Here is a 19,954-nt window from a genome sequence, read left to right as displayed (position 1 = left end):
GACCGTGGTGGAGTCAACCAACCATGAGCAACATCGGTGTGTTACACAGTCCAAATTCCCAATCCGATCCGCAAACGCCCTTGCGGGGTCTTTTTTTGGCGCCGGACCGCCATCCGCCCGACCGCGTGGATGTTTCCATCCTTTTTTTTCAGGAAATAGCAGCCCGCGGGCAACGCATCGACTATCTGCTCCAATCCGCCATCCCCGAGACACGGCACCGAATCATTCCCCTGGAGCAGGATGCGGGACGGGTTTTCCTAGCTCCCACCAATCCGGGAACCAGTTTTTTTTCCCGTCTGCACAAACGGCTCATGGATCTGCGCAATGACCTGCGCGTATTCGGGCTGGCCCGCAAAAACCGCTACGACTACATCCAGGTTCGTGACAAATTCCTCAGTGGACTGGCCGGACTGCTGGCGGCCCGACTGACCCGCACGCGCTTTTTTTTCTGGATGTCCTACCCCATGCCGGACGACGACCTGGAAAAAGTCCGGCAGGGCGGAGCGCGTTACCCCTTGCTCTACGCCATCCGAGGCCGGTTCAACGGCTTTTTGCTCTACAAGGTGCTCCTGCCCGCCGCGGATCACGCCTTTGTGCAAAGCGAACAAATGAAACGCGACCTCACGGCCAAAGGCATTGATCCGGCCAAAATGACGCCCGTGCCCATGGGCGTGGCCGATGCCGCCATCCCCGCCGATCCCGGCCAGGAGGAGATGGACCCCGATTGCGTGGCCTATCTCGGCTCCCTGTCGCGCGTCCGGCGCATGGACATGGTCATCCGGGCCATGGCCGAACTGGTGCACCGCCGTCCCGCCACCCGCCTGCTGCTCGTGGGCGAAGGGGACGTTCCCGAAGACCGAAAATATCTTGAAAAATTAGCTCACGAACTGGGAATTTCCGAACATTGCGAATTCACAGGTTTTCTTCCCTTGGAGCAAGCCTGGGCCAGAATACGTTCCGCCTCGGTCTGTCTCTCGCCCTTTTATCCCCTGCCGCTCCTGCTCTCCACCTCCCCCACCAAGCTGGTGGAATACATGGCTCTGGCCCGGCCCGTGGTGGCCACGGACCACCCGGAACAACGTCTGGTGCTGGAGCAAAGCGGTGCCGGGCTTTGCACGCCCTTTGAACCGGAACCCTTTGCCCGGGCCGTGCAAACCCTGCTGGACGATCCGAACCGCGCCAGGGAAATGGGCCGCAAGGGACGGGAATGGATGGTGAACAATCGGGTCTATTCGCGCATCGCGGACCGGCTCCAACAGGTCTATGAACAGCAATGCCGCACCGAATCGGCAGGGGGCAAGGCATGAAATTCGCCTACGTGAAATCCGGCAACACCCTTAAGGAGTATGCGGCACACCGTGACCCGACCCACCCCGGGCAAAGCGGACCCGAGGGGTATCTTCCCCAACTGCTGAGCGTGCTGGACCAGGTTCCCGGACTGCTGATCTCCACGGGGGAACCGCCCGAGGCCGCCGCCCAACCGGGTGCTCCGCTCCATCTGCGCGGCGTGGGCGGGGCAGGCAGTGTGCGGCGGGCCTGCCGTATCTTCACGGCCCTGCTGCGCGAGCGACCCGATGTCATCATTTGCGGCGAACCCTCCCTGGCCCTGGCTGCCTCCACCCTGGCCGCCACCCTGCTGCGCGCCACCTTGATTTTTTCCAGCCACAACGACCTGGAAGCCCGCCGTCCCACGGCCCGCCAACGCCTCCAGGCCCGGCTGAACGCGTTTTGCCTGCGCCGGGCCGCAGCCTGCGTATGCCACGGTCCCTTTCTGACGGACCAGCTGGCCCGCATTCGCGGAGGACAACAGGGGCTGTTCCCGTTCGACCGGGGAACCCAGTTGCCGGACCAATGCGCCGCCCCGGACCCGGACGGTCCGCGCAACGTGCTCTACCTGGGCCGCGTAGAGACGGACAAAGGCGCCTTTGACCTGCTGGAGGCCATGACCCCCCTGCTACGCGACCTGGAGCAGCCACGGCTCGTCTATGTAGGCGGAGGCGGCGGTCTGGCCGACCTGGAAGCCGAGATTCGCAAACGCGGTCTCACGGACCGCGTCACCCTGGCCGGACACGCGCCTCACCGCGACGTGGCCCGCTACCTGGCCCAGGCCTGGGTAACGGCCACCCCCACCCGCACCAGTTTCCCGGAAGGCCGTTGCATGACGGCCGTGGAATCTCTGGATTGCGGCGTTCCCGTGGTGGCACCCCGCTTCGGTCCCTTTGCCTTTTTCATCCGCCACGAGGAAGCCGGGCTGCTCCACGAACCGGACAGCGTGACCGACCTGCGGCGGCAGTTGGAACGGGTGCTTTTGGATGCGGACCTGCGCGAACGGCTCTCGAAAACCGCGCTGCAAACCCGCGCCCAGCGCACCGGCCCGGACGATTTCCCCTCGGCCCTGGCCAAGGCGCTGCGCTTCGCGGGTTTTGCGCTCAAGGACAACACAAAGGACAACGCATGAGCCGGACCAATTATTTCGCGGTATCCTTGGCGCGACGCAAATGGGAACGGCTGCGCTGGGTGCTGGCCCAGGCCCGGCGCGATCTAAGTAACGACATTTCCTGGCAACTGGGCGGCAAACGCCACTTTGCCCAAACGTGGCAACAAACCGCCACGGCCCACACCTGGGTGTTCATTGTGGGCTGCAACAACTCCGGCACCAGCCTGCTCAACGCCCTGTTCGCCAAAAGCGGGCTGGTCTCCACCATGCGGGAGGAAGGCCAATACAATACCCGCGCGCTGCTGCGCATGCCCCTGCGCGGACACGAACGGGTCTGGACCGAAGTATTGGACCGCCTGGAAGCGGACGCCGCCGAACTTCCCCAACGCATGCCCCGGCTGCTGCACGATTGGATGCGCTTTTTCACGCGGCCCCTGCATCCCGTGCTGGTGGAAAAAACTCCGCCCAACATGGCGCGAATGCCCGCACTGGACCAACTGCTCGACTGCCGGTTCATCGCCCTGGTGCGCGACGGATTCGCGGTCTGCGAAGGCATCCGGCGCAAGGCAGGCAAGGATCTGGAGCGTGCGGCCCGCCATTGGGACGCATCCTGCCGCCTGCTCTTGCAGCATCAAACACAGGTCAAACACCTGCACATCGTGCGGTACGAAGACCTGACCGGCCAGCCGGAACAGACCTTGGCAAAACTGGCCGACTTTCTGGAACTCCCGCCGCAACCGCTCCAGGCCGCCAGCCGGGAAAAATTCAACGTTGGCCGCACCGTGGCCGGAACCGGCGCCGAAAACATCACAGACTACAACGCCCCCAGCCTCCAACGGCTTTCCGACCAGGACCGTGAAACCATCCTCCGCCACGCTGGAGACATGCTGCATCATTTCGGCTACCTGCCCGAGCGGAAAACCGATACGGACCAACCATGAGCGCCTCCCCGGCCAAGGCTCCCGGTTTTCTGCGCTCCGTGCTCACCCTCCTGGGCGGCAACGTGCTGGCCCAAGCCGTGAACGTGGGCAGCATCCCCATCATCACCCGGCTGTTCGCGCCGAGCGCCTATGGGGAATTCGCCCTGGCCTTTTCCTGCATCACGGTGCTGGCCGCGCTTTCCCACCTACGCTACAACGTACCCATCATGCTGCCCGAGGCGGAAGAGGACGCCGACGCCCTGACCCTGCTCACCCTGGGCCTGGTCACGGTCTTCAGCCTGCTGCTGGGCATCGTGGTCCTGAGTACGCCTGAACCTCTGCGCGATCTATTGGGATTCCAGTCCACGGCCACCATCCTGCTGCTGCCGCCGGGCTGTCTGTTCTGCGGTTTTTTCCTCACGCTCCAGGTACGCAACCTGCGGCACAAGGGTTTCCACCGCCAGGCCACGGCCCAGGTCGTGGGCGCGGTGGGGAGCCGGAGCGCGGTGATCCTCTGTGGACTGGCGGGCTGGGCCGCCCCGCCCGTGCTGGCGTCCATGAAACCCGCCAGTGATTTTTTGGTGGCCCTGGTGCTGGCCGGAGATCCCCGGCGCGGCTTACGATACGGCGTATTCACACGGGAATCCGTGCGCCGCATCCCGGCCATGGCCAAACGCTACGCCCAGTTCCCCAAATATTGCGGCACGGACCTGGTGCTTTCCCTGAACATGGAGCTGCCCACATTTCTGCTGGCCCTGCACTACGACCCCGTGCGCGTAGGGCTATACAATCTGGCCGTGCGTGTGCTCAAGCAACCCGGCATCGTGGTGGGAACCGCCATCGGCAAGAGTTTTTTCCAGCATACCGCCCAGGAACGCCGTCGAGGACGGGACATCCATGCCTTTGCCCTGCGCGTGCTCGAGGTGAACCTCACGCTCTATCTTTTTCCGGCCGTGCTGCTCTGGGCCTTTGCCCCGGACCTGTTCGGCTTCGTGTTCGGTCCAGAATGGGCCGAGGCCGGGGTGTTTGTGCGCATTCTCCTGCCCGTGTTCCTGCTCACCTTCACGGCCCTGTTCACCGGCACCCTGCTGGACACCCTGGGCTTGCAACGCGAACGTTTTCTCTTCAGCCTGCTGCAAATCACCGTAACCGCCGCGGGCTTCACCCTGGGCGCGGCACTGGACCCGTCGGACAACGCCCACGCCGCCCTGATGGGGCTTTCCGCCGGGAGCAGCCTGACCCTGGCCGTGCGCATGGTCTGGGTCATGGGCAAGGCCGGGGTCCGCGCTCCGGAACTGGCCCGCCGCATTCTGCCGCCCATCCTGGTCAGCGCCGTATTGGGCGCGGGCTTTTTCACGGTCCGGCATCTGCTCGCGGGGCACGCCCTGGCAACACCGGCGGAGATCGGACTTGCCGCGCTTCTCCTGGCCGGGTATCTTCTTCTTTTCCATGTCCTGCGCTTCCGCAAGCTCCTGGCGCAGGCCCGTGAACCATCGAAGCCTTCCGAGGAGTCCGCATGAACGCATCCGTCACCCTGCACATCGGTCTGCACAAAACCGGCACCGCCTCCCTGCAAAAGCTGGTCTTCCCCCGATGTGAAAGCCTGCGCTTTCTTTGCACGGACACCCCGGAATTCGTGCCCTTCCAGCGGTACGCCGGATTCAGCGACCCGATTTATTTTGATCCGAATAAAGCGCGGACAATGATCGATTCCCTCCTGGACACCCGTCGTCCCAACCTGATCAGCAATGAAGGCTTTTCCGGTCCCCTGCACGCCGGGGAACTGGAATTCGGCCTGGACCACCGGGACGCGGTGCTGCGCAATCTTTCCGCCGCCTTTCCGGAAGCCAGGGTCATTCTCACCCTGCGCCGCCAGGACCGGCTGGCCCGCAGCTTCTACCGGCAATATGTACGCAGCGGCGGCACCCGCCGGGCGGACCGCTACTTCGGCTATGCCAAAGGGACCACGGCCCAACCCCTGGTCAGCCGAAACCGTTTCCGCTTCCTGCCCTATGTCCGGCGGGTGGAGGAACTGTTTCCCCAAGGACTGCTCCTGCTCACCCATGAGGCAATGGTCCGCGACCCGGTCCACTACCTCGGGCGCATGTCCGACTTTCTCGGCGTCTCCCTGCCGGATCTGCCCCCGCGTAAGCTGAATCTTTCCCGCCTGGGACCATTCGGCATGGAATGCACCAGGATCATGAATCATTTTTTCCGCAGCTACCTGAATCCCGCAGGCATCCTTCCCGGCCTGCCCATGCGCCGCAACAACCGCCTGGAACTGGTCAGCCCCGTGGCCCTGATCCACGACCGCTGGCCCCGCCCTTACCGCGGCAATGACCCCGGACTCTCCGGCCGCCTGGCCGCACGCATCCTGGAAGAAATGCGGGAGGACAACCAGCGTCTGGATGAGGAATATGACCTGAACCTCAAGGAGTACGGGTACTATTGATGCGTAAAAGGCAGTTGGGAACCGTTGTTCGGCTCGCGCCGCTTCTGGCGGCCCTGGCGTTTCTTCTGGCCACCGGAGATATCTTGTCTCCACGGACGTGCCATGCCGACGCCGTCCACATGCCCCCCGGCGTGCGGCTCATGCCCACGGTGCGCGCCCCGTTTCAGGACGGTCCCCTGGCCCTGGACGCTCCGGTTTCCGACTTCCAACCGGAGCTGACCCGCCTGGGATATCTGGACGTGACCTTGCCGCCCTTCCTTGCGGACCCCACAGGAAAAACCGACACCACCAAGGCACTGCAACGCGCCATCGACCATGCCCGGGATCACCAGCTGGTCTGCTTTTTCCCGTCGGGCATCTACCGTATTTCGGACACTCTGGAAGCCACCCAGCAATACTATCAGCGCAGCAACGGCCAGATCATGGGCGCGCGGTTCTTCCCCTGCGTTCTCCAGGGCAGCGCGGACGGTCCCAGACCTGTCATCGAGCTGGCGCCCTTTTCCCCGGGATTCGACCGGGCCGCGGATCCCAAACCCATGCTCCACTTCCGGGCGCGCAAACGCACCCGCCACGGGGTGGTACCCAACCAATTTTCCTCCAACATCAACTTCAACCAGATGTTGCGCGGCATCGACATACGCGTCGGCCGGGGCAACGGCGGAGCCATCGGCATCCAGCACGGCGGCGCCCAGGGTTCCGGCGTACAGGACTGCACCATCGACGTTCGCAACGGCTTCATCGGCATGCGGGAAGCCTCGGGCGCGGGAGGCGGACAATACGGCATCACCGTACTGGGAGGCAAAATCGGCCTGGACTTCGGCCTTTCCGAACCGGTTCCCACCCTGGTGGGAACACGGCTGATCGGCCAGGAACGGCACGCCCTGGTCTACTCCGGCATGAACACCCTGGTGGCGGCCGGCCTGGAAATCGAAAGCAACGCCCGTGGCCCGCTGATCCGTAGCAAGGCCGTGCGCTGGGGACCGCAGGCCGGTCCCATGAGCATCGTTGACGCGGCCATCCGCATGCCCAAAGGCGGCACCGCCATTGAAGCGGCCCGGCCATTGTATCTCAAGGATGTGACCATTGAAGGCGCCTCCGTGCCGGTATTGCATCCGGACGGCGTGGCCTTTCCCGAGGCCGCGGCCGGTCGGCTGACCATCCGGGAATACGCCCGAGGCGTGCTGCATCCTCCCTTCACCATGAAGGAGCGCGATATGGATCCGGCCACCAACCCCGTGGTGCGCCTGCAAAACCCGGTGTATCTGCCCACACTCGCCGCACTCCAAAACGAGACGCCGCAAGCGTCCCGCCAGAGCGTCCGGGACCGGATTGCCCTGCCCGCATCCCTGGCCGCCGAAGCCTATGCCCCGCCCCGGGACTACCGCGCACTGCTGGCCTCGCGCCAGGCCGAAATCCAGCCGCCCGTGCAACACAAGCAAGGTCCGGGACTGGTCTCGGGATCAGTCATGGACCGCGACCTGGTGGCCGAACACCTTTGGCCTCCCCGCGTTCCACCTCTTGAAATCCCCGGCATTGCCAACGTGTTGGACTACGGCGCCAAGGGCGACGGCCGCACCGACGACACCGCGGCCATCCAACAGGCCATCGACGAACACCCGGATGTTTTTCTGCCCAAAGGCTATTTCCGCCTCACCCGCCCTCTGCGCCTGCGCCCGGACACGCGCCTCCTGGGCGTATCCAAAAATCTTTCCTTTCTTTGTGTGACGGGCAACGAACCCGGCATCGTGAGCACCACCGGTCCCAAGGCCATGGTGGTGACCGCGGACGCCACCCAAACAAGCACGGAAATCGAAAACGTGGGATTCTACCTGCCTGTGGAAGCGGATCGCGTGGCGGCCCTGTCCTGGCGATGCGGCGGTCAGAGCCTGCTCAAGGATATCCTCATCTTCCACCATTCCCTCAAAGGCTTTGACGTAAACGTGAAACGCTTTCCGCAACGGGAGCAGCCCCTGCTCCTGGTGGAAGGACACGGCGGCGGAGCCATCTACAACTACTACCACGAAGACCACATCGGGCAGGGTCCGGGTTATCGACACCTGCTCGTGCGCGACACGCCCGGTCCGCTGCGCTTCTACCAACTGGACATCGAGCACGCCAAAGGCTCCTGGCAAAGCGAAATCCGCCACGCCGGAACCGTGGAAATTTACGGATTAAAAGGGGAAGGACACATGCCCGTGCTCCGGGCAGAAGACGTGCGAAAGCTGGCGCTCTACGGCACCGGAGGCAATGCCGCGGCCAAGCCCGGAACCGTGCTGCTCTCTTTTGAAAACGTGGACAGCCTGACCCTGGCCAACGTTAACTTCTGGCCCCGGCTCACAGCCAACGTGTTCCTGGGCAGCCGGGGCTACCATCCTAAGGATTGGTCTGTATTCCGGGACGTGGCGCCGGACGGCACCGTGCGGCAAAGCCCGCCCCAGGCCATGCCCACGCTCTATCGCCGTCCCTGAACGCCCCCTACGGCTCGTCCCGCCGCCAGGTGAGCAAGCCGTGGTCCACGAATCGGTATTCCGCCAGCCGCACGTCGTGAGATGCCAAGGCGTCGAGCACCGCGTACCGGCTCACCCCCGGGCAGTAGAGCATCATAAATCCGCCGCCGCCCGCGCCGGAAATCTTGCCGCCCAACGCCCCGGCCGCAAAAGCGTCGTCAAAGATGCGGTCAAGCCGGGGATTGCTGATGATATCCGAACTCTGTTTCTTGCTTTCCCAACCCTGGCGAAGCACCCGGCCGAATCCGTTCAGATCCCCGGTGAGCACGTGCTTTTTTATCTCCGTTGCCACGCGCTTGACCCCGTGCAGGGCTTCCAGCCGCGCCGGGTCGTTCTCCTGCACAAATCGTTTCTGATCCTCGATGATGGTGGCGGAGTCGCGGCTCACGGACGTATAGAGCAGCAGCAGGTTGTGCTCCAGTTCGCTGACGATCTCCTGCCGCACGCGCAACGGGTTCACCAGCGTGGAACCTTCGCGGTGAAATTCCATGAAGTTGAATCCGCCGAACGTGGCCGCGAACTGATCCTGTTTGCCCCCGGCCAGCCCCAGGTCCACGCGCTCGATGTCATAGGCCAGTTCCGCAATTTCATACGGTCCCAACGGTAGTTGCAGCCACTCGCAAAACGCTCCCACAATGGCCACCACCAACGTGGAGGACGAACCCAGCCCGGATCCGGGAGGCGCGTCCACGGCCGTGGTCAGCCGAAAGGACAACGGGCGCTTGGCAAAGTCGCGCACCATGCGGTTGTAGACCCCGGCCAACAGGCGTTGGCCTTCACCGGGTTCCACGCGTTCGGCCGCGGCATACCGAAACCGCCTGCCCCGGTCCATGCTCTGGAATTCCACGGTACCATCGTCCAGGGGTTCGACGGTGGCGTGGGCAAAGCGGGAAATGGTGGTGTTGATGATGGCGCCGCCAAACCGGGACGAATAGTCCACAATGTCGGTGCCGCCGCCGCCCAGCCCGAGACGCAGAGGCGCTTTGGCGCGGATGTACGTGGGCATGGTTCCTCCTTGGTTATCTGGAGATGCGTCCGCTACGCTCCGAGGCTCCGCGGGCTGGCTGTCAGGCAAGCACCTCGCGCACGCTGTCCAGCAGGCTCTGGGATTCCGGGTCGTAGAGCGCGGCACGGGATAACCCGGCCCGCTTTGCAGCCTGCACGTCCTTGGGCGAATCCCCGATCATGGCGCTATGCAGGGGATCAATATTCCATTCCTCCATGGCGCGCAAAAGCATTCCCGGTTCGGGCTTGCGGCAGGAGCAGCGCCGGAGATACTCTTCCCGGGCCTCGCTCGGATGATGCGGGCAATGGTACACCGCGTCGAAATGCGCGCCATGGCGCAGAAGCTCCCGGTTGACCCACGCCATGAGCGCCTGGAATTCCTCCAGCCCGTAATACCCCCGGCCAATGCCCGACTGGTTGGTGACCACCACCACGAGCATACCCCGATCATTGGCATATTTCACGGCTTCGCGCGCGTCCCGGCACCACTCCCACTGCTCCCGGGAGTGCACGTACCCGTGGTCCACGTTGAGCACGCCGTCCCGGTCCAGAAACAACGCGGGTTTGCGTCGCCAGGCCGGAACGTCCTGTCTGGCCCGTTCCAACTCCTCGGGAATCCCAATATCAATAAAAAAACCATCGTACGGCACTGCTCCAAGCCGGGACCGGGCAGCCAAGGCCGGAAAAAGATCATGCTCCAGGGAAGCGGGACCATCGGGCAACGCTTCCACAATTTCGCGGTTCAACACATACACCCCGCCATTGATCCACCCGGACCCGCTACGCCCCTTTTCCGCAAAGGAGACCACCTTGCCGTGGCGGGTCTGCACCGCCCCGAACCGGGCCACGTCCGGCACGCGCCGCAAGGCCAGGGCCGCTCCGCCGTTGGCATGCAGTGCCAGATCCGGATAGTTGACGTCGAACAGGCTGTCCGCGTTGAGCACAAAAAAAGATTCCTGCAACAAGGGCAAACAGTTGCGTAATCCACCCCCCGTCCCCAGCGCCGAGGGTTCGCGCACGAAGCGCACCCGGGTGCCGGGAACAGGCCGGGACCGCATGGCCTGCTCCAGCCGATCCGCCAAATGGCCGCAGGACACCACCACATCGCGAATTCCGTGCCGGGCCAGATTCCAGACCATATGCATGACAAACGGCTCACCGCCCACGTCCAGCGCGGGCTTGGGCAGCTCCCGGGCCAATTCGCCCAGCCGGGTTCCCCGGCCCCCGGCCAGCAACACCGCTTGCGTGACGATATCGCTCATTATATCCTTTCCCGCCTCATTGTTCGGTTTCCGTTTGCGAGCGCCCATTGCGGAGCCGCCGCCGTTCCCGCAGGATCATGGCCGGGAACGCCACGGCATCCCGGGCATAGCGGCGCACCAGCCGCCGGGGCTGGGAAAGCATGCGGTGCAGCCATTCCAGAGCCAGAACGCGCATCCAGCGCGGCGCACGGCGTTGCTCCCCGGCTAAAAAATCAATGGTGGCCCCGGCGCACACCGCCAACTTCACGTTCAAACGCGGCGCATGGGCATGAATCCAAATTTCCTGCTTGGGCGCGCCAAGCCCCAGAATCAACAGATCCGCGCCCGAGGCGTTGACCTTACGCACCAGACGTTCATTCTCCGCCGGATCCAGATGAAAACCAAACGGGGGGCTGTCCACGTCCACCACCCGTGTGCCGGGATAGCGTGCATGGATGCGCTCTGCCGCCCGGACCGCCACGCCCGGAGCCGCGCCCAGCAAAAATACCCGCAAAGAATCCGCGGGATCGGCCGCCGCAAACAAGGCCGGAATCAAATCGCTGCCCGTGACCCGTTCCGGCAGGGCTTGTCCCAAAATCCGGGAGGCCCAGACCACGGGATTGCCGTCCGCGGGCACCAGGTCCGCAGCCTGATACGCGGCCAACAGCTGGGGATTCGTCCCGGCCTGCACCGTGGTATCCACATTGGTGGGGGCCACATAGCGCGCTCCTTTGCCGGTCCGGGGCGCACGCAGCCAGGTCCGGCACAGCTCCAGGGTCTGCACACGGTCCAGGTTGGCCAGGGGCAGGCCGAACAGATTCACGGTCGGGACGGAAACAGATTCTTCAGGCTTGGAGCACATGGTCGTATACCTCGGCCACACGGCGGGCCATGACGCGTTCTGAAAAATGTTCGGCATGCCGCTCCAGGGCGGCCCGCCCCATGCGCTCGCGCAAATCCCGATCCCGGGCCAGCCGGACCAATTCCCGGGCCAGCGCCTGGGCATTTCCGGGCGGCACCAGCAGGGCTTCCCGCTCATGACGCGCTGCCTCGGGAACGCCTTCCACGTCGGACACCACGCCGGGCAATCCGGCGGCCATGGCCTCCAACAACACCATGGGCATGCCCTCGCCATACAGACTGGGCAGGGTAAAAATATCCATGTGCGTCAATTCCGACGGCACATCGCTTTGAAAGCCCCGCCATTCCACGGCATCCTCCAGACCCAAACGGACGCAGCGTTCCCGGATCATGGACTCGTATTCCGGAGTCTCGAACCGTCCCACGGCCCGCAACGTGGCGCGCACGCCCGACTCCCGAACCAGGGCCAGAGCATCCAGCAGACATTCCAGCCCCTTGCGCGGGCGAAACAAAGCCACTACCCCCAGGACCGGATCATCCGCATCCCGAACCGCACCAGGCCGGGGATGCCGAGGTACGCCGTTAGGAACCACCACGATGCGCCGTTGGGGAATGCCCCAGGACGCGGCCCAATGTCCCAGACTTTCGGATACCGCGATGAACCGCCGTGTCCCGCTCACGCTGATACGTTCGGCCACGGCATTGATCCAGTTGCGAAGCGGGGTTTGCGTGTCCCGCGAGGTAGGGCTGTGGATATGGTGCACCCGGGGCAGACCGGTCCGCACGGCGGTCGCCGCGCCGAGCATGGCGCTGCGGGGCGTGTGGGTATGCAGCAAACGCGCATCCAGCCGCCGGGCCAGTTCGGCCACACGCCGCGAACCGCGCAGATCAAACCGCGACCCCATGGGTACCTCGTGGACAAGCTCTTTGGGACAAAAACAGCGCTCCCGAAACAACACCGGCTTGACGCAGGCAAAATGCACCTCATACCCAAACTCGGGCAGAGCCATGGCCAGATGGTCCTGAACCCGCTCGGCCCCGGCATAATGCTCGCCATTCACCAAATGCAGAACTCGAATACGCATGCTTGATCCACCGCTGAATTGATGTGCCGCGGGCAGTTGTTCCAAGGCGGGCCGGGGATCGATGCTCCCGACATCGGCCGCCGCCCGGCATCCTCCCCGAATATGACACCATTTGCGTCCTTCGTCGAGTCCGGGCCGCTCCTGGGCCGATGCTTCCGCTTTACACCCGCGCCGGGGCGCAGTATCCTGCCGCCATGTTGGAAGCCTTTCATCTCCTGGCCGAAGAGCGCATCCGCAAGGCTCAAAAGGACGGTCAGTTCGACAACCTCGAAGGCGCGGGCCGCCCCCTGGAACTGGAAGACGACTCCATGATCCCCCCTGATCTGCGCATGGCCTACAAAATCCTGAAAAACGCGGATTGCCTGCCCCCGGAAATGGAAGAACAAAAAGAAATCCAACGCGCCCTGGATCTGCTCGACGACATGCAGGACGAACAAGAGCGCTACCGTCAAATTCAAAAACTCAATCTGCTGGTTTCCAACCTCAACGCACGTCGAGGCCGGGACATGAGCCTGGAACGTTCGGATCCGTATTATCAGCGGCTTGTGGAGCACATCTCCGTCCGCCCCCGCGTCGGGGACGCCCAGGACAAACACACCACAGAATAATTCTCCCGCCATTGCCATACCCCGTGTTTTGGCCTATTCTTGGCAGGCTCTCCGCCGTCAGGTTCGTCCTCCTTCTCCAGGACGGCCCGAACCCGTCGGCTGGGGATCCGTGGCCGCACCAATGCCAGGAGGGGCATCACGCGGCCCTTATGCCGGGGTATGCCCACACTCCGGCATGCCAAGGGAGGATGGACACCATGCGACTCGTGACCCGTGCCGACTTTGACGGCCTGGCCTGCGCTGTGCTGCTCTCGCAGGCCGGTCTCATGGACGACCTGCTTTTCGTCCACCCCAAGGACGTGCGGGACGGTCGGCATTCCGCCGATTCCAACGACATGGTCTGCGGCGTGCCGCATATTCCCGGCTGCGGCTACTGGTTCAACCATCACAGCTCGGAAATTTCCAGCCTGCCTGACGCCCCTTCCTTTCAAGGTGCCGTGCAACCGGCTCCAAGCTGCGCCCGACTGCTCTGGGACCATCTCGGCGGCGAGGACCGCTTCGGGAGCGTCACCGGTGAAATGCTCCGCTACGTGGACAAAGTGGAATCCGGCGACCTGAATCTCACCGAAATATTGCACCCCGGAGGATGGGTGCTGCTGGGCTTTCTCCTGGATCCCTGCACCGGTCTGGCAGGCGGGAAAGGATTCTCCACGCCTCACGCCCAATGCCTGGAAACACTCGTGCATCTCGTCGGGTCCATACCCGTTGCGGAAATTCTGCAACAGCGCGACATGGCCCAACGCGTGAAGCGGTATTTTGCGTCCGAAGCATCCTTCCGGGCCATGCTGCTGCAAAAAATCGTGGTCCGCGAAAACGTGCTCATATTGGATGCACGGGCGCTTGACGATCCTCCTCCCGGCAATCGCTTCACCATGTATTCCCTGTACCCGGAATGCGACGCCTCCATTGAGGTGCGGCGTGCTGCGGACCAAAACGAAACCGTCATCACCGTGAGCCACTCCATCCTGAACCGCACCTGCGTCACGGATGTCGGGAAACTCATGCTCGGCTTCGGCGGCTGGGGCCACCCGCGCACAGGCACCTGCCATGTGCCGGAACCTCGGACAGAAGACATGCTGGAAACGCTCCTGCAAGAGCTACGTGCAACACAGCCGCCCCCCTCCCCAGACGAGGAGCCGGACTCCGCCGCACAGCGGACAGCCAAGAGACGCACCGCCCGCGCCAAGCACAAAAACACTGCCGCGCCATCGGCCGAGAGCGCCCGGACCTGATACCGAATCCTCTTTCCAAAGCGGGTGGGCTTCTGCTATGTGGCTCCTTCACCCAATCCCCCGCCGAGGAGCCGCATGAATACCTCCACCGTCAAATCCGACCTGCTTTTGCTGACCACCGCCCTGATCTGGGGAACCGCCTTTGTGTTCCAAAAAACCGGCATGGACCACCTCGGCCCTTTTGCCTTCAACGGCATCCGCTTTGTGCTCGGCTCTCTGGCTCTGACCCCCCTGACCCTGATTTCCCTGCGGCGATCCGCTCCCGTGGAATACAAACCCACGCCCGGCCTCACCACCTACCTCAAAGGCGGCATGCTGGCCGGGGGCGCGCTGTTCGGCGGCGCCGCGCTCCAGCAGGTGGGCATCGTCACCACCACGGCGGCCAATGCCGGATTCATCACCGGACTGTACGTGATCCTGACCCCGCTCATGGGCCTGTTCTTCAGGCAACGGCCCGGCTGGGGTACCTGGGTGGGCGGGGTGCTCGCCGTGGCCGGACTCTACCTGCTCTCCGTGCACGGCAGCATGTCCATCTCGCAGGGCGATCTCTACGTACTGGTGGGAGCGTTTTTCTGGACTGCGCACATGCTGGTCATCGGCTGGCTGGCACCCAAGATGAATCCCATCGCCCTGGCCCAGGCCCAATTCATGGTCTGCGGCCTGCTCAGCATGGCTGTGGCCCTGCCCCTGGAAGAGATTCCTTTGGAAGGCATCCTGGGCGCGGCAGACGCCCTGCTCTATTGTGGATTGATGTCCACCGGCGTGGCCTACACTCTCCAGGTGGTGGCCCAGCAAGAGGCCGACCCCGCGCACGCCTCCATCATCCTCAGCCTGGAAGCCGTGTTCGCGGCCGTGGCGGGCTGGTTTCTGCTCAGCGAGGTGCTCGGCCTGCGCGAAATTTCCGGCTGCGCGCTCATGCTCTGCGGCATGATCCTCTCCCAGCTGCGTCCCTGACCAAAACCGGACGTTTTCCGGCCACGCACCCAAAGAAACGGCTCCCGAATTTCTCGGGGAGCCGTTTTTTCTTCATTACAGCAGCCTGCCCGCTATAGGAAGGCGTACACTGCGGCCAGTCCGGTCAGGGACATGGTGATGGTGTAGGGCAACGCCAGCATGACCATTCTGCCGTAGGAAAGGCGGATCACCGGCGCAAGCGCACTCGTCAGCAAAAAGAGGAACGCGGCCTGCCCGTTCGGGGTGGCCACGGACGGGATGTTGGTTCCCGTATTGATGGCCACGGCCAGCTTATCGAAATGCTCCATGGTCTCACGGACCACAGGAGCCACGTTGTGCGGCAGGGTAGCCAGCACGTCGGCCCGGGCCACATGCGGATCCGTAAGCTTACTCATCAGTTCCTGACCGGACATGCCGATGCCCTGAATGGAACCGAGCAGATGAATAAAGTGCAGCTTGGTTTCCGAGATGTAGACCGTGGCCACGAACACATTGTCCGAAATGGACGACAACAGACCATTGGCCACGTAGTAGGCCGCCAACTGGTCCTGCCCGCTGAGGCTCAGTACATATTCGATGATCGGAGCAAACAATTCCTGGGAATGAATAACCGCCACGATGGAAAAAAACACCACCAAAAGAGCGGTAAAGGGCAGAGCTTCCTCAAAAGCGTGGCCCAGCCGACTTTCCTCCACAATGCCGGTAAAGGCCGTCAGCAAAATAATCACGGAAAGACCGATCAGGCCCACCGCCGCCAAATGCAGAGCCAGAGCCGCAATGAGCCAGCAGCCCACACACATCTGGATGATCAGCTTGAGCTTCCCTCTTTGCCCCTGCTCTTCCTCCATCTTAACGGCGGTTTCCAGCAGAAAGGAACGGATGTTTCCCGGCATTTGATATCCGTAGCCAAAGACATGGAACTGTTCCACGGCCAGGCAGGTCAGCAGTCCTACCCCCAGTACAGGCAGGGTCACGGGCATGGCGTGCAAAAAAAACGGGATGAAATGCCAGCCCATTTCGCCCCCCACCAACAGGTTCTGCGGTTCGCCCACCAGGGTACAGACCCCGCCGAGGGCCGTACCCACCGCGCCGTGCATCATCAGGTTGCGCAAAAAACCGCGAAACGCCAGCAACTCTTCCCGGTCCATGTCCTTGACCGCATCATCGGACCGGAGGTCATGCACATCGTCGTTGCTTCTGCCGGAAATAAACCGATGGTAGACGTTGTAAAACCCATACGCCACGGCCATGATCACCGCTGTCACGGTCAAGGCGTCGAGAAACGCGGAAAGAAACGCTCCAGCCAAACAAAACATCAAGGAAATAGCTTTTTTGGAGCGGACTCGAACCAGGATACGGGTAAAGGTGAACTGCAAAAAATCCTTCATGAAATAAATACCCGCCACCATGAAGATCAGCAGGAGAATGACCTCAAAATTTTTGAGCGCTTCATGGTACACGGTTTCGGTCGAGGTCATGCCCATGATGACCGCTTCGATAGCCAGCAACCCTCCGGCAGGCAGAGGATAACACTTCAACGCCATGGCCAGCGTGAAGATGAACTCGGCGATGAGCGCCCAGCCCGCGACAAAGGTTCCCGCCGTCAGCACCAGAATCGGGTTGACCACCAGGAAACAAAGCAGCGTAAGCTTGTACCAGCCGGGGGCGTTGCCCAAAAACGTTTGTGCAAACAGTCTAGCCAGCGGTGTTTTCATTGTGTTCTCCTTGAACGCAAACAAGACGCAAGCCCTGCCGGGGCGGGAGATCCCGCCACGCACGGGGCGTCGCATCCAGAAAGAGTGAATCTCGTAATCTGTTGGAGACGGTGTCCTTGATATCGAAAAGGGATGCCGGAGAGACCCGGCACCCCGCCACGGTTTTAGTAGAACAGCATCAGTGCGGCGATCATGACGACCATGTAGATTACGGTCATGCCGACGCCGCTCCGCACATAGTCAATGGTCCGATACCCTCCGGGACGCATGATCAGCGCGTTGACCTGGTGGGTGGGCAATACAAAGGTGTTGGACGCGGCCACGGCCACAGTCAAGGCGGCCACCCGCGGATCCACTCCGGCCCCCAGGGCCATGTTCATGGACAGCGGAACCAGTAAAACCGTCGCGCCCACGTTGGAGGCCACCAGGGTGAAGAAGGAGGTCAGGATGCCAATGACCGTAAGCAGAACCACGGGGGTCGGTGTCCCCAGGGTCGCCATGATGGAATCCGCAATATATTTTGCGGCTCCGGTGTTCTCAAAGGCCATGCCCAGGGGAATGAGTCCGCCGAGCAGAAACACGGTCATCCAGTCCACGGACTGATAGGCCTCGTCAATGGTAAGGACTCTGGTCAGCACCATGCCCAACGCGCCCGTGAGCAACGCAATGGAAAGCTGGATGTGAAAGCCGAGGATCAGCGCCAGGGAAACCGCCAGCCAAAGCAAGGCCAGCTTGGCTTTCTCCGTGCGCAACAGCTCACCCTTGACCTCTTCGGTGAAAACCAGGTCGGGCAGTCCCTTGATCATGTGGAACACTTCCCAGCGACCATGCAGCAGCAGAGCGTCACCGGCCTCGATGACGATGTCGCTCAACCCGCTGACAAAAATCTTGTCCCCACGGAAAATAGCCAGAGGGGAAACCTGGAACCGTTCGCGGATGCGAAGTTCGGCAAGGGTTTTGCCCATGAACTCGGACCGGGGAGTGACGATACCCTCCAGGATTCCCGCGTTGTTCGGCGACATGGCTTCGGCAAAGGTGGTCAGCTCAGGTTGCATCGCCCAGCCAAGATCATTGGCCATGTGTTCGACAAACTCCTCTGGCCCGACCATCACGAGATGGTCGCCAGGGCGGATGACCTCATCCGGTGAAGGAGCGAATATCTGCGTCTGGCCGTTATCGCGGGAAAGGGCCACCAGGGTGCAGAAATAAATGGGGCGCAGATCCAAGGACCGCAATGAGGCATCGTTCTTCCAACCCGCGGGTACATGCAGCTCGTAGAGCGAGCCGATATTATCGTAAGTAGCCGTAAGGACGGAAGACATGGGACCGGAGCTTTCCTCCTCGGAACGGGTGGGAAGAATGAACCGGCCGAAGAGAATGAAATAAACCAGTGCGGCTCCAATCAGCAGCAGGCCGATCGGAGTGACGCTGAACAAGCCGAAAGACTCGTACTTGGTGCCTCCGACCACCATCAGATCGTTGAGCAAAATCAACGGACTGGAGCCGACCAAGGTCAGACACCCGCCGATGATGGCGCAGAACCCCATGGGCATGAGCAGCCGTCCGACCGGAACGCCGGTCTGGTTGCCGATCCGCTTGGCCGCAGGCAAAAAGAGCGCGGCCGCGCCGATGTTCTGCATAAATCCGGATATGACGGCCACGGTTCCGGAGATCAAGGTCATGATCCGAGATTCGCTTTTCCCGGCGAACCGCAGGATGACTCGGGCCATGGTGTTCATCACGCCGGTCTTATCCAACCCCGCGCCGATGATGATGACCGCGATAATGGACACGACCGCGTTGCTGGATAGGCCGCTGATGGCTTCCTGTGGGGTTACCAACCCGAGCAGGGGCAGGATGACCATCATGATGATGCCGACCACGTCCACGCGAACCCATTCGAAGATGAACAACAGCACAGCAAGAGCGAGCACGGCAATTACCGTTATAATTTCAGGCGTCATAGTATATCCTTCAGGCATGTTTGCGACGTTGCCGGCGCATTGCTATTTGGCCTGCAACGTCGCTCGCGTGTAGACGGGAATGGTGCTCCGGCTCTGGCAGACGGCTGCGGAATCGTCCATGACGTAGCGGAACGGTTCCTTCTCATGCAGTTGGGCCACCACAGTACCCTCTTTGCCCTGCCGTACTTCGTGGCTGAAGTTCAGTCCCGCATCCGATGCCTTGCAGGAAAAATACTCAATATTCTTTCTCGCTTCATCGGAAAACGCTGCAAAATCCCGCCCGGACTCGTCCAGGTTCAACGCCACAAGGGAGCTGCGGGTTTTGCTCGCCATGGAGATGGCATAATCGGCAATGCCGCGTGAGAAGCTCCGCCCACGGCACACAACGAGAATTTTGCACTCAGGCTGATCACAGCGAACGGCTTCGGTGGTCAGGGGCGCTTCGGTGACCATTTCCTTGCGGTTCCGGCCAAACCGTTTGAAAAATGTCTTCATCGAATGTTCTCCCGATTTCTCAATGAGGTAGGCTTCGCGACAGACAACCCATGCCCCCACGTGACAAGTGTTGCAATGCTTCATGGATGCAGCATCGTAATACGTATCCACCGCTTTTTTCACTCCACTGAAGAGGGTCATGCGTCACTCCTTAGCGCTAAAGGTTGGAGATGTTGCCTCTTGCTGCCAGGAGTTAATCAAGACGCATGCCAAAACGTAACAGCATCTTAACCTACTGATAAAACATAAAGAAAACGACACGCCCCACAAAAATGTCCCTCCAAACGATGCATTTTGCAACACCGCTGTTCTAATCGGTCTTCAAACGGCAACACCAGCGCGGCTCCGTGGCCACGACTCCATGTTGCACATTGCAACGTCCTGCAACAAAGAACAACGCAACATGCCCTGCCGGAAAGCATTCACCCTGCCTGCGGACACGGAATGCGCCCCCGCAAAGGCTCTTTTTCCACGGCCC

At 62.2% G+C, this 19,954-nt stretch carries 16 protein-coding genes; 9 read left to right on the top strand and 7 right to left on the bottom strand.

The window, feature by feature from the left end; translation table 11 throughout:
- Positions 1-23 precede the first annotated feature (23 nt).
- From B5D49_RS10355 to B5D49_RS10330, 6 genes are read left to right on the top strand one after another with little or no spacing between them, the layout of a single operon-like run.
- Positions 24-1,307, top strand: a complete 1,284-nt coding sequence (locus B5D49_RS10355; protein ID WP_078717623.1) for a glycosyltransferase family 4 protein — start codon at positions 24-26, stop codon at positions 1,305-1,307.
- Positions 1,304-2,458, top strand: a complete 1,155-nt coding sequence (locus B5D49_RS10350; protein WP_159447200.1) for a glycosyltransferase family 4 protein — start codon at positions 1,304-1,306, stop codon at positions 2,456-2,458. The genes B5D49_RS10355 and B5D49_RS10350 overlap by 4 nt, the downstream gene beginning before the upstream one ends.
- Positions 2,455-3,378: a sulfotransferase family protein gene (locus B5D49_RS10345; RefSeq protein WP_078717621.1), complete on the top strand. Its 924-nt coding sequence runs from the start codon at positions 2,455-2,457 to the stop codon at positions 3,376-3,378. The genes B5D49_RS10350 and B5D49_RS10345 overlap by 4 nt, the downstream gene beginning before the upstream one ends.
- A complete protein-coding gene (locus B5D49_RS10340) occupies positions 3,375-4,877 on the top strand; it encodes a lipopolysaccharide biosynthesis protein (protein ID WP_078717620.1) in 1,503 nt (500 codons plus the stop codon). The genes B5D49_RS10345 and B5D49_RS10340 overlap by 4 nt, the downstream gene beginning before the upstream one ends.
- A complete protein-coding gene (locus B5D49_RS10335; protein ID WP_078717619.1) occupies positions 4,874-5,809 on the top strand; it encodes a sulfotransferase in 936 nt (311 codons plus the stop codon). Before B5D49_RS10340 ends, B5D49_RS10335 begins: the two co-directional genes overlap by 4 nt.
- Positions 5,809-8,277 carry a glycosyl hydrolase family 28-related protein gene (locus B5D49_RS10330; protein WP_078717618.1) on the top strand — a complete coding sequence of 823 codons (2,469 nt, stop codon included), beginning with the start codon at positions 5,809-5,811 and terminating at the stop codon, positions 8,275-8,277. Before B5D49_RS10335 ends, B5D49_RS10330 begins: the two co-directional genes overlap by 1 nt.
- Before the next feature lie 7 nt (positions 8,278-8,284).
- On the opposite strand, the gene B5D49_RS10325 is transcribed toward B5D49_RS10330, so the two are convergent.
- The 4 genes from B5D49_RS10325 to B5D49_RS10310 all read right to left on the bottom strand — a co-directional run bounded on the left by B5D49_RS10325 (position 8,285) and on the right by B5D49_RS10310 (position 12,508).
- A complete protein-coding gene (locus B5D49_RS10325) occupies positions 8,285-9,322 on the bottom strand; it encodes a GHMP family kinase ATP-binding protein (protein ID WP_078717617.1) in 1,038 nt (345 codons plus the stop codon).
- Positions 9,323-9,383: 61 nt separating this feature from the next.
- A complete protein-coding gene (gmhB, locus tag B5D49_RS10320) occupies positions 9,384-10,583 on the bottom strand; it encodes a D-glycero-beta-D-manno-heptose 1,7-bisphosphate 7-phosphatase (RefSeq protein WP_078717616.1) in 1,200 nt (399 codons plus the stop codon).
- Positions 10,584-10,599: 16 nt separating this feature from the next.
- Entirely contained in the window at positions 10,600-11,424 is an 825-nt protein-coding gene (locus tag B5D49_RS10315) for a WecB/TagA/CpsF family glycosyltransferase (RefSeq protein WP_078717615.1), read from the bottom strand.
- Positions 11,408-12,508, bottom strand: coding sequence for a glycosyltransferase (locus B5D49_RS10310; RefSeq protein ID WP_200806793.1), 1,101 nt, complete (start codon positions 12,506-12,508; stop codon positions 11,408-11,410). The genes B5D49_RS10315 and B5D49_RS10310 overlap by 17 nt, the downstream gene beginning before the upstream one ends.
- Positions 12,509-12,657: 149 nt before the next feature.
- Here B5D49_RS10310 and B5D49_RS10305 point away from each other — a divergent pair, with 149 nt between their 5' ends.
- From B5D49_RS10305 to B5D49_RS10295, 3 genes are all read left to right on the top strand, one after another.
- On the top strand, positions 12,658-13,116 hold the full coding sequence (locus B5D49_RS10305) for a DnaJ family domain-containing protein (RefSeq protein ID WP_234990684.1): 459 nt from the start codon (positions 12,658-12,660) through the stop codon (positions 13,114-13,116).
- Between the two features lie 197 nt (positions 13,117-13,313).
- Positions 13,314-14,348, top strand: coding sequence for an exopolyphosphatase (locus B5D49_RS10300; RefSeq protein ID WP_200806792.1), 1,035 nt, complete (start codon positions 13,314-13,316; stop codon positions 14,346-14,348).
- Between the two features lie 75 nt (positions 14,349-14,423).
- Positions 14,424-15,302, top strand: coding sequence for a DMT family transporter (locus tag B5D49_RS10295; protein WP_078717614.1), 879 nt, complete (start codon positions 14,424-14,426; stop codon positions 15,300-15,302).
- 92 nt (positions 15,303-15,394) lie between these two features.
- Here the strand turns inward: B5D49_RS10295 and nhaB are convergent, their stop codons facing one another.
- The 3 genes from nhaB to B5D49_RS10280 form a co-directional block, all read right to left on the bottom strand.
- Positions 15,395-17,017 (bottom strand): sodium/proton antiporter NhaB, encoded by a 1,623-nt coding sequence (nhaB, locus tag B5D49_RS10290; protein ID WP_078717613.1) that lies wholly within the window; start codon positions 17,015-17,017, stop codon positions 15,395-15,397.
- A 164-nt stretch (positions 17,018-17,181) separates the two neighbouring features.
- Positions 17,182-18,981, bottom strand: coding sequence for an SLC13 family permease (locus tag B5D49_RS10285; RefSeq protein WP_078717612.1), 1,800 nt, complete (start codon positions 18,979-18,981; stop codon positions 17,182-17,184).
- Between the two features lie 42 nt (positions 18,982-19,023).
- Positions 19,024-19,617, bottom strand: coding sequence for a universal stress protein (locus B5D49_RS10280; protein WP_234990683.1), 594 nt, complete (start codon positions 19,615-19,617; stop codon positions 19,024-19,026).
- Positions 19,618-19,954: the final 337 nt, after the last annotated feature.

Source organism: Paucidesulfovibrio gracilis DSM 16080 (genome assembly GCF_900167125.1).
Taxonomy (GTDB): Bacteria; Desulfobacterota; Desulfovibrionia; order Desulfovibrionales; family Desulfovibrionaceae; genus Paucidesulfovibrio; species Paucidesulfovibrio gracilis.
This window is presented reverse-complemented; position numbering and strand designations above follow the sequence as displayed.

Bases quoted from the DNA above. Each gene is read 5' to 3' on its own strand.
- B5D49_RS10355 (WP_078717623.1), top strand. From the start codon at position 24: ATGAGCAACATCGGTGTGTTACACAGTCCAAATTCCCAATCCGATCCG.
- B5D49_RS10350 (WP_159447200.1), top strand. From the start codon at position 1,304: ATGAAATTCGCCTACGTGAAATCCGGCAACACCCTTAAGGAGTATGCG.
- B5D49_RS10345 (WP_078717621.1), top strand. From the start codon at position 2,455: ATGAGCCGGACCAATTATTTCGCGGTATCCTTGGCGCGACGCAAATGG.
- B5D49_RS10340 (WP_078717620.1), top strand. From the start codon at position 3,375: ATGAGCGCCTCCCCGGCCAAGGCTCCCGGTTTTCTGCGCTCCGTGCTC.
- B5D49_RS10335 (WP_078717619.1), top strand. From the start codon at position 4,874: ATGAACGCATCCGTCACCCTGCACATCGGTCTGCACAAAACCGGCACC.
- B5D49_RS10330 (WP_078717618.1), top strand. From the start codon at position 5,809: ATGCGTAAAAGGCAGTTGGGAACCGTTGTTCGGCTCGCGCCGCTTCTG.
- B5D49_RS10325 (WP_078717617.1), bottom strand. From the start codon at position 9,322: ATGCCCACGTACATCCGCGCCAAAGCGCCTCTGCGTCTCGGGCTGGGC.
- gmhB (WP_078717616.1), bottom strand. From the start codon at position 10,583: ATGAGCGATATCGTCACGCAAGCGGTGTTGCTGGCCGGGGGCCGGGGA.
- B5D49_RS10315 (WP_078717615.1), bottom strand. From the start codon at position 11,424: ATGTGCTCCAAGCCTGAAGAATCTGTTTCCGTCCCGACCGTGAATCTG.
- B5D49_RS10310 (WP_200806793.1), bottom strand. From the start codon at position 12,508: ATGCGTATTCGAGTTCTGCATTTGGTGAATGGCGAGCATTATGCCGGG.
- B5D49_RS10305 (WP_234990684.1), top strand. From the start codon at position 12,658: ATGCTTCCGCTTTACACCCGCGCCGGGGCGCAGTATCCTGCCGCCATG.
- B5D49_RS10300 (WP_200806792.1), top strand. From the start codon at position 13,314: ATGCGACTCGTGACCCGTGCCGACTTTGACGGCCTGGCCTGCGCTGTG.
- B5D49_RS10295 (WP_078717614.1), top strand. From the start codon at position 14,424: ATGAATACCTCCACCGTCAAATCCGACCTGCTTTTGCTGACCACCGCC.
- nhaB (WP_078717613.1), bottom strand. From the start codon at position 17,017: ATGAAAACACCGCTGGCTAGACTGTTTGCACAAACGTTTTTGGGCAAC.
- B5D49_RS10285 (WP_078717612.1), bottom strand. From the start codon at position 18,981: ATGACGCCTGAAATTATAACGGTAATTGCCGTGCTCGCTCTTGCTGTG.
- B5D49_RS10280 (WP_234990683.1), bottom strand. From the start codon at position 19,617: ATGACCCTCTTCAGTGGAGTGAAAAAAGCGGTGGATACGTATTACGAT.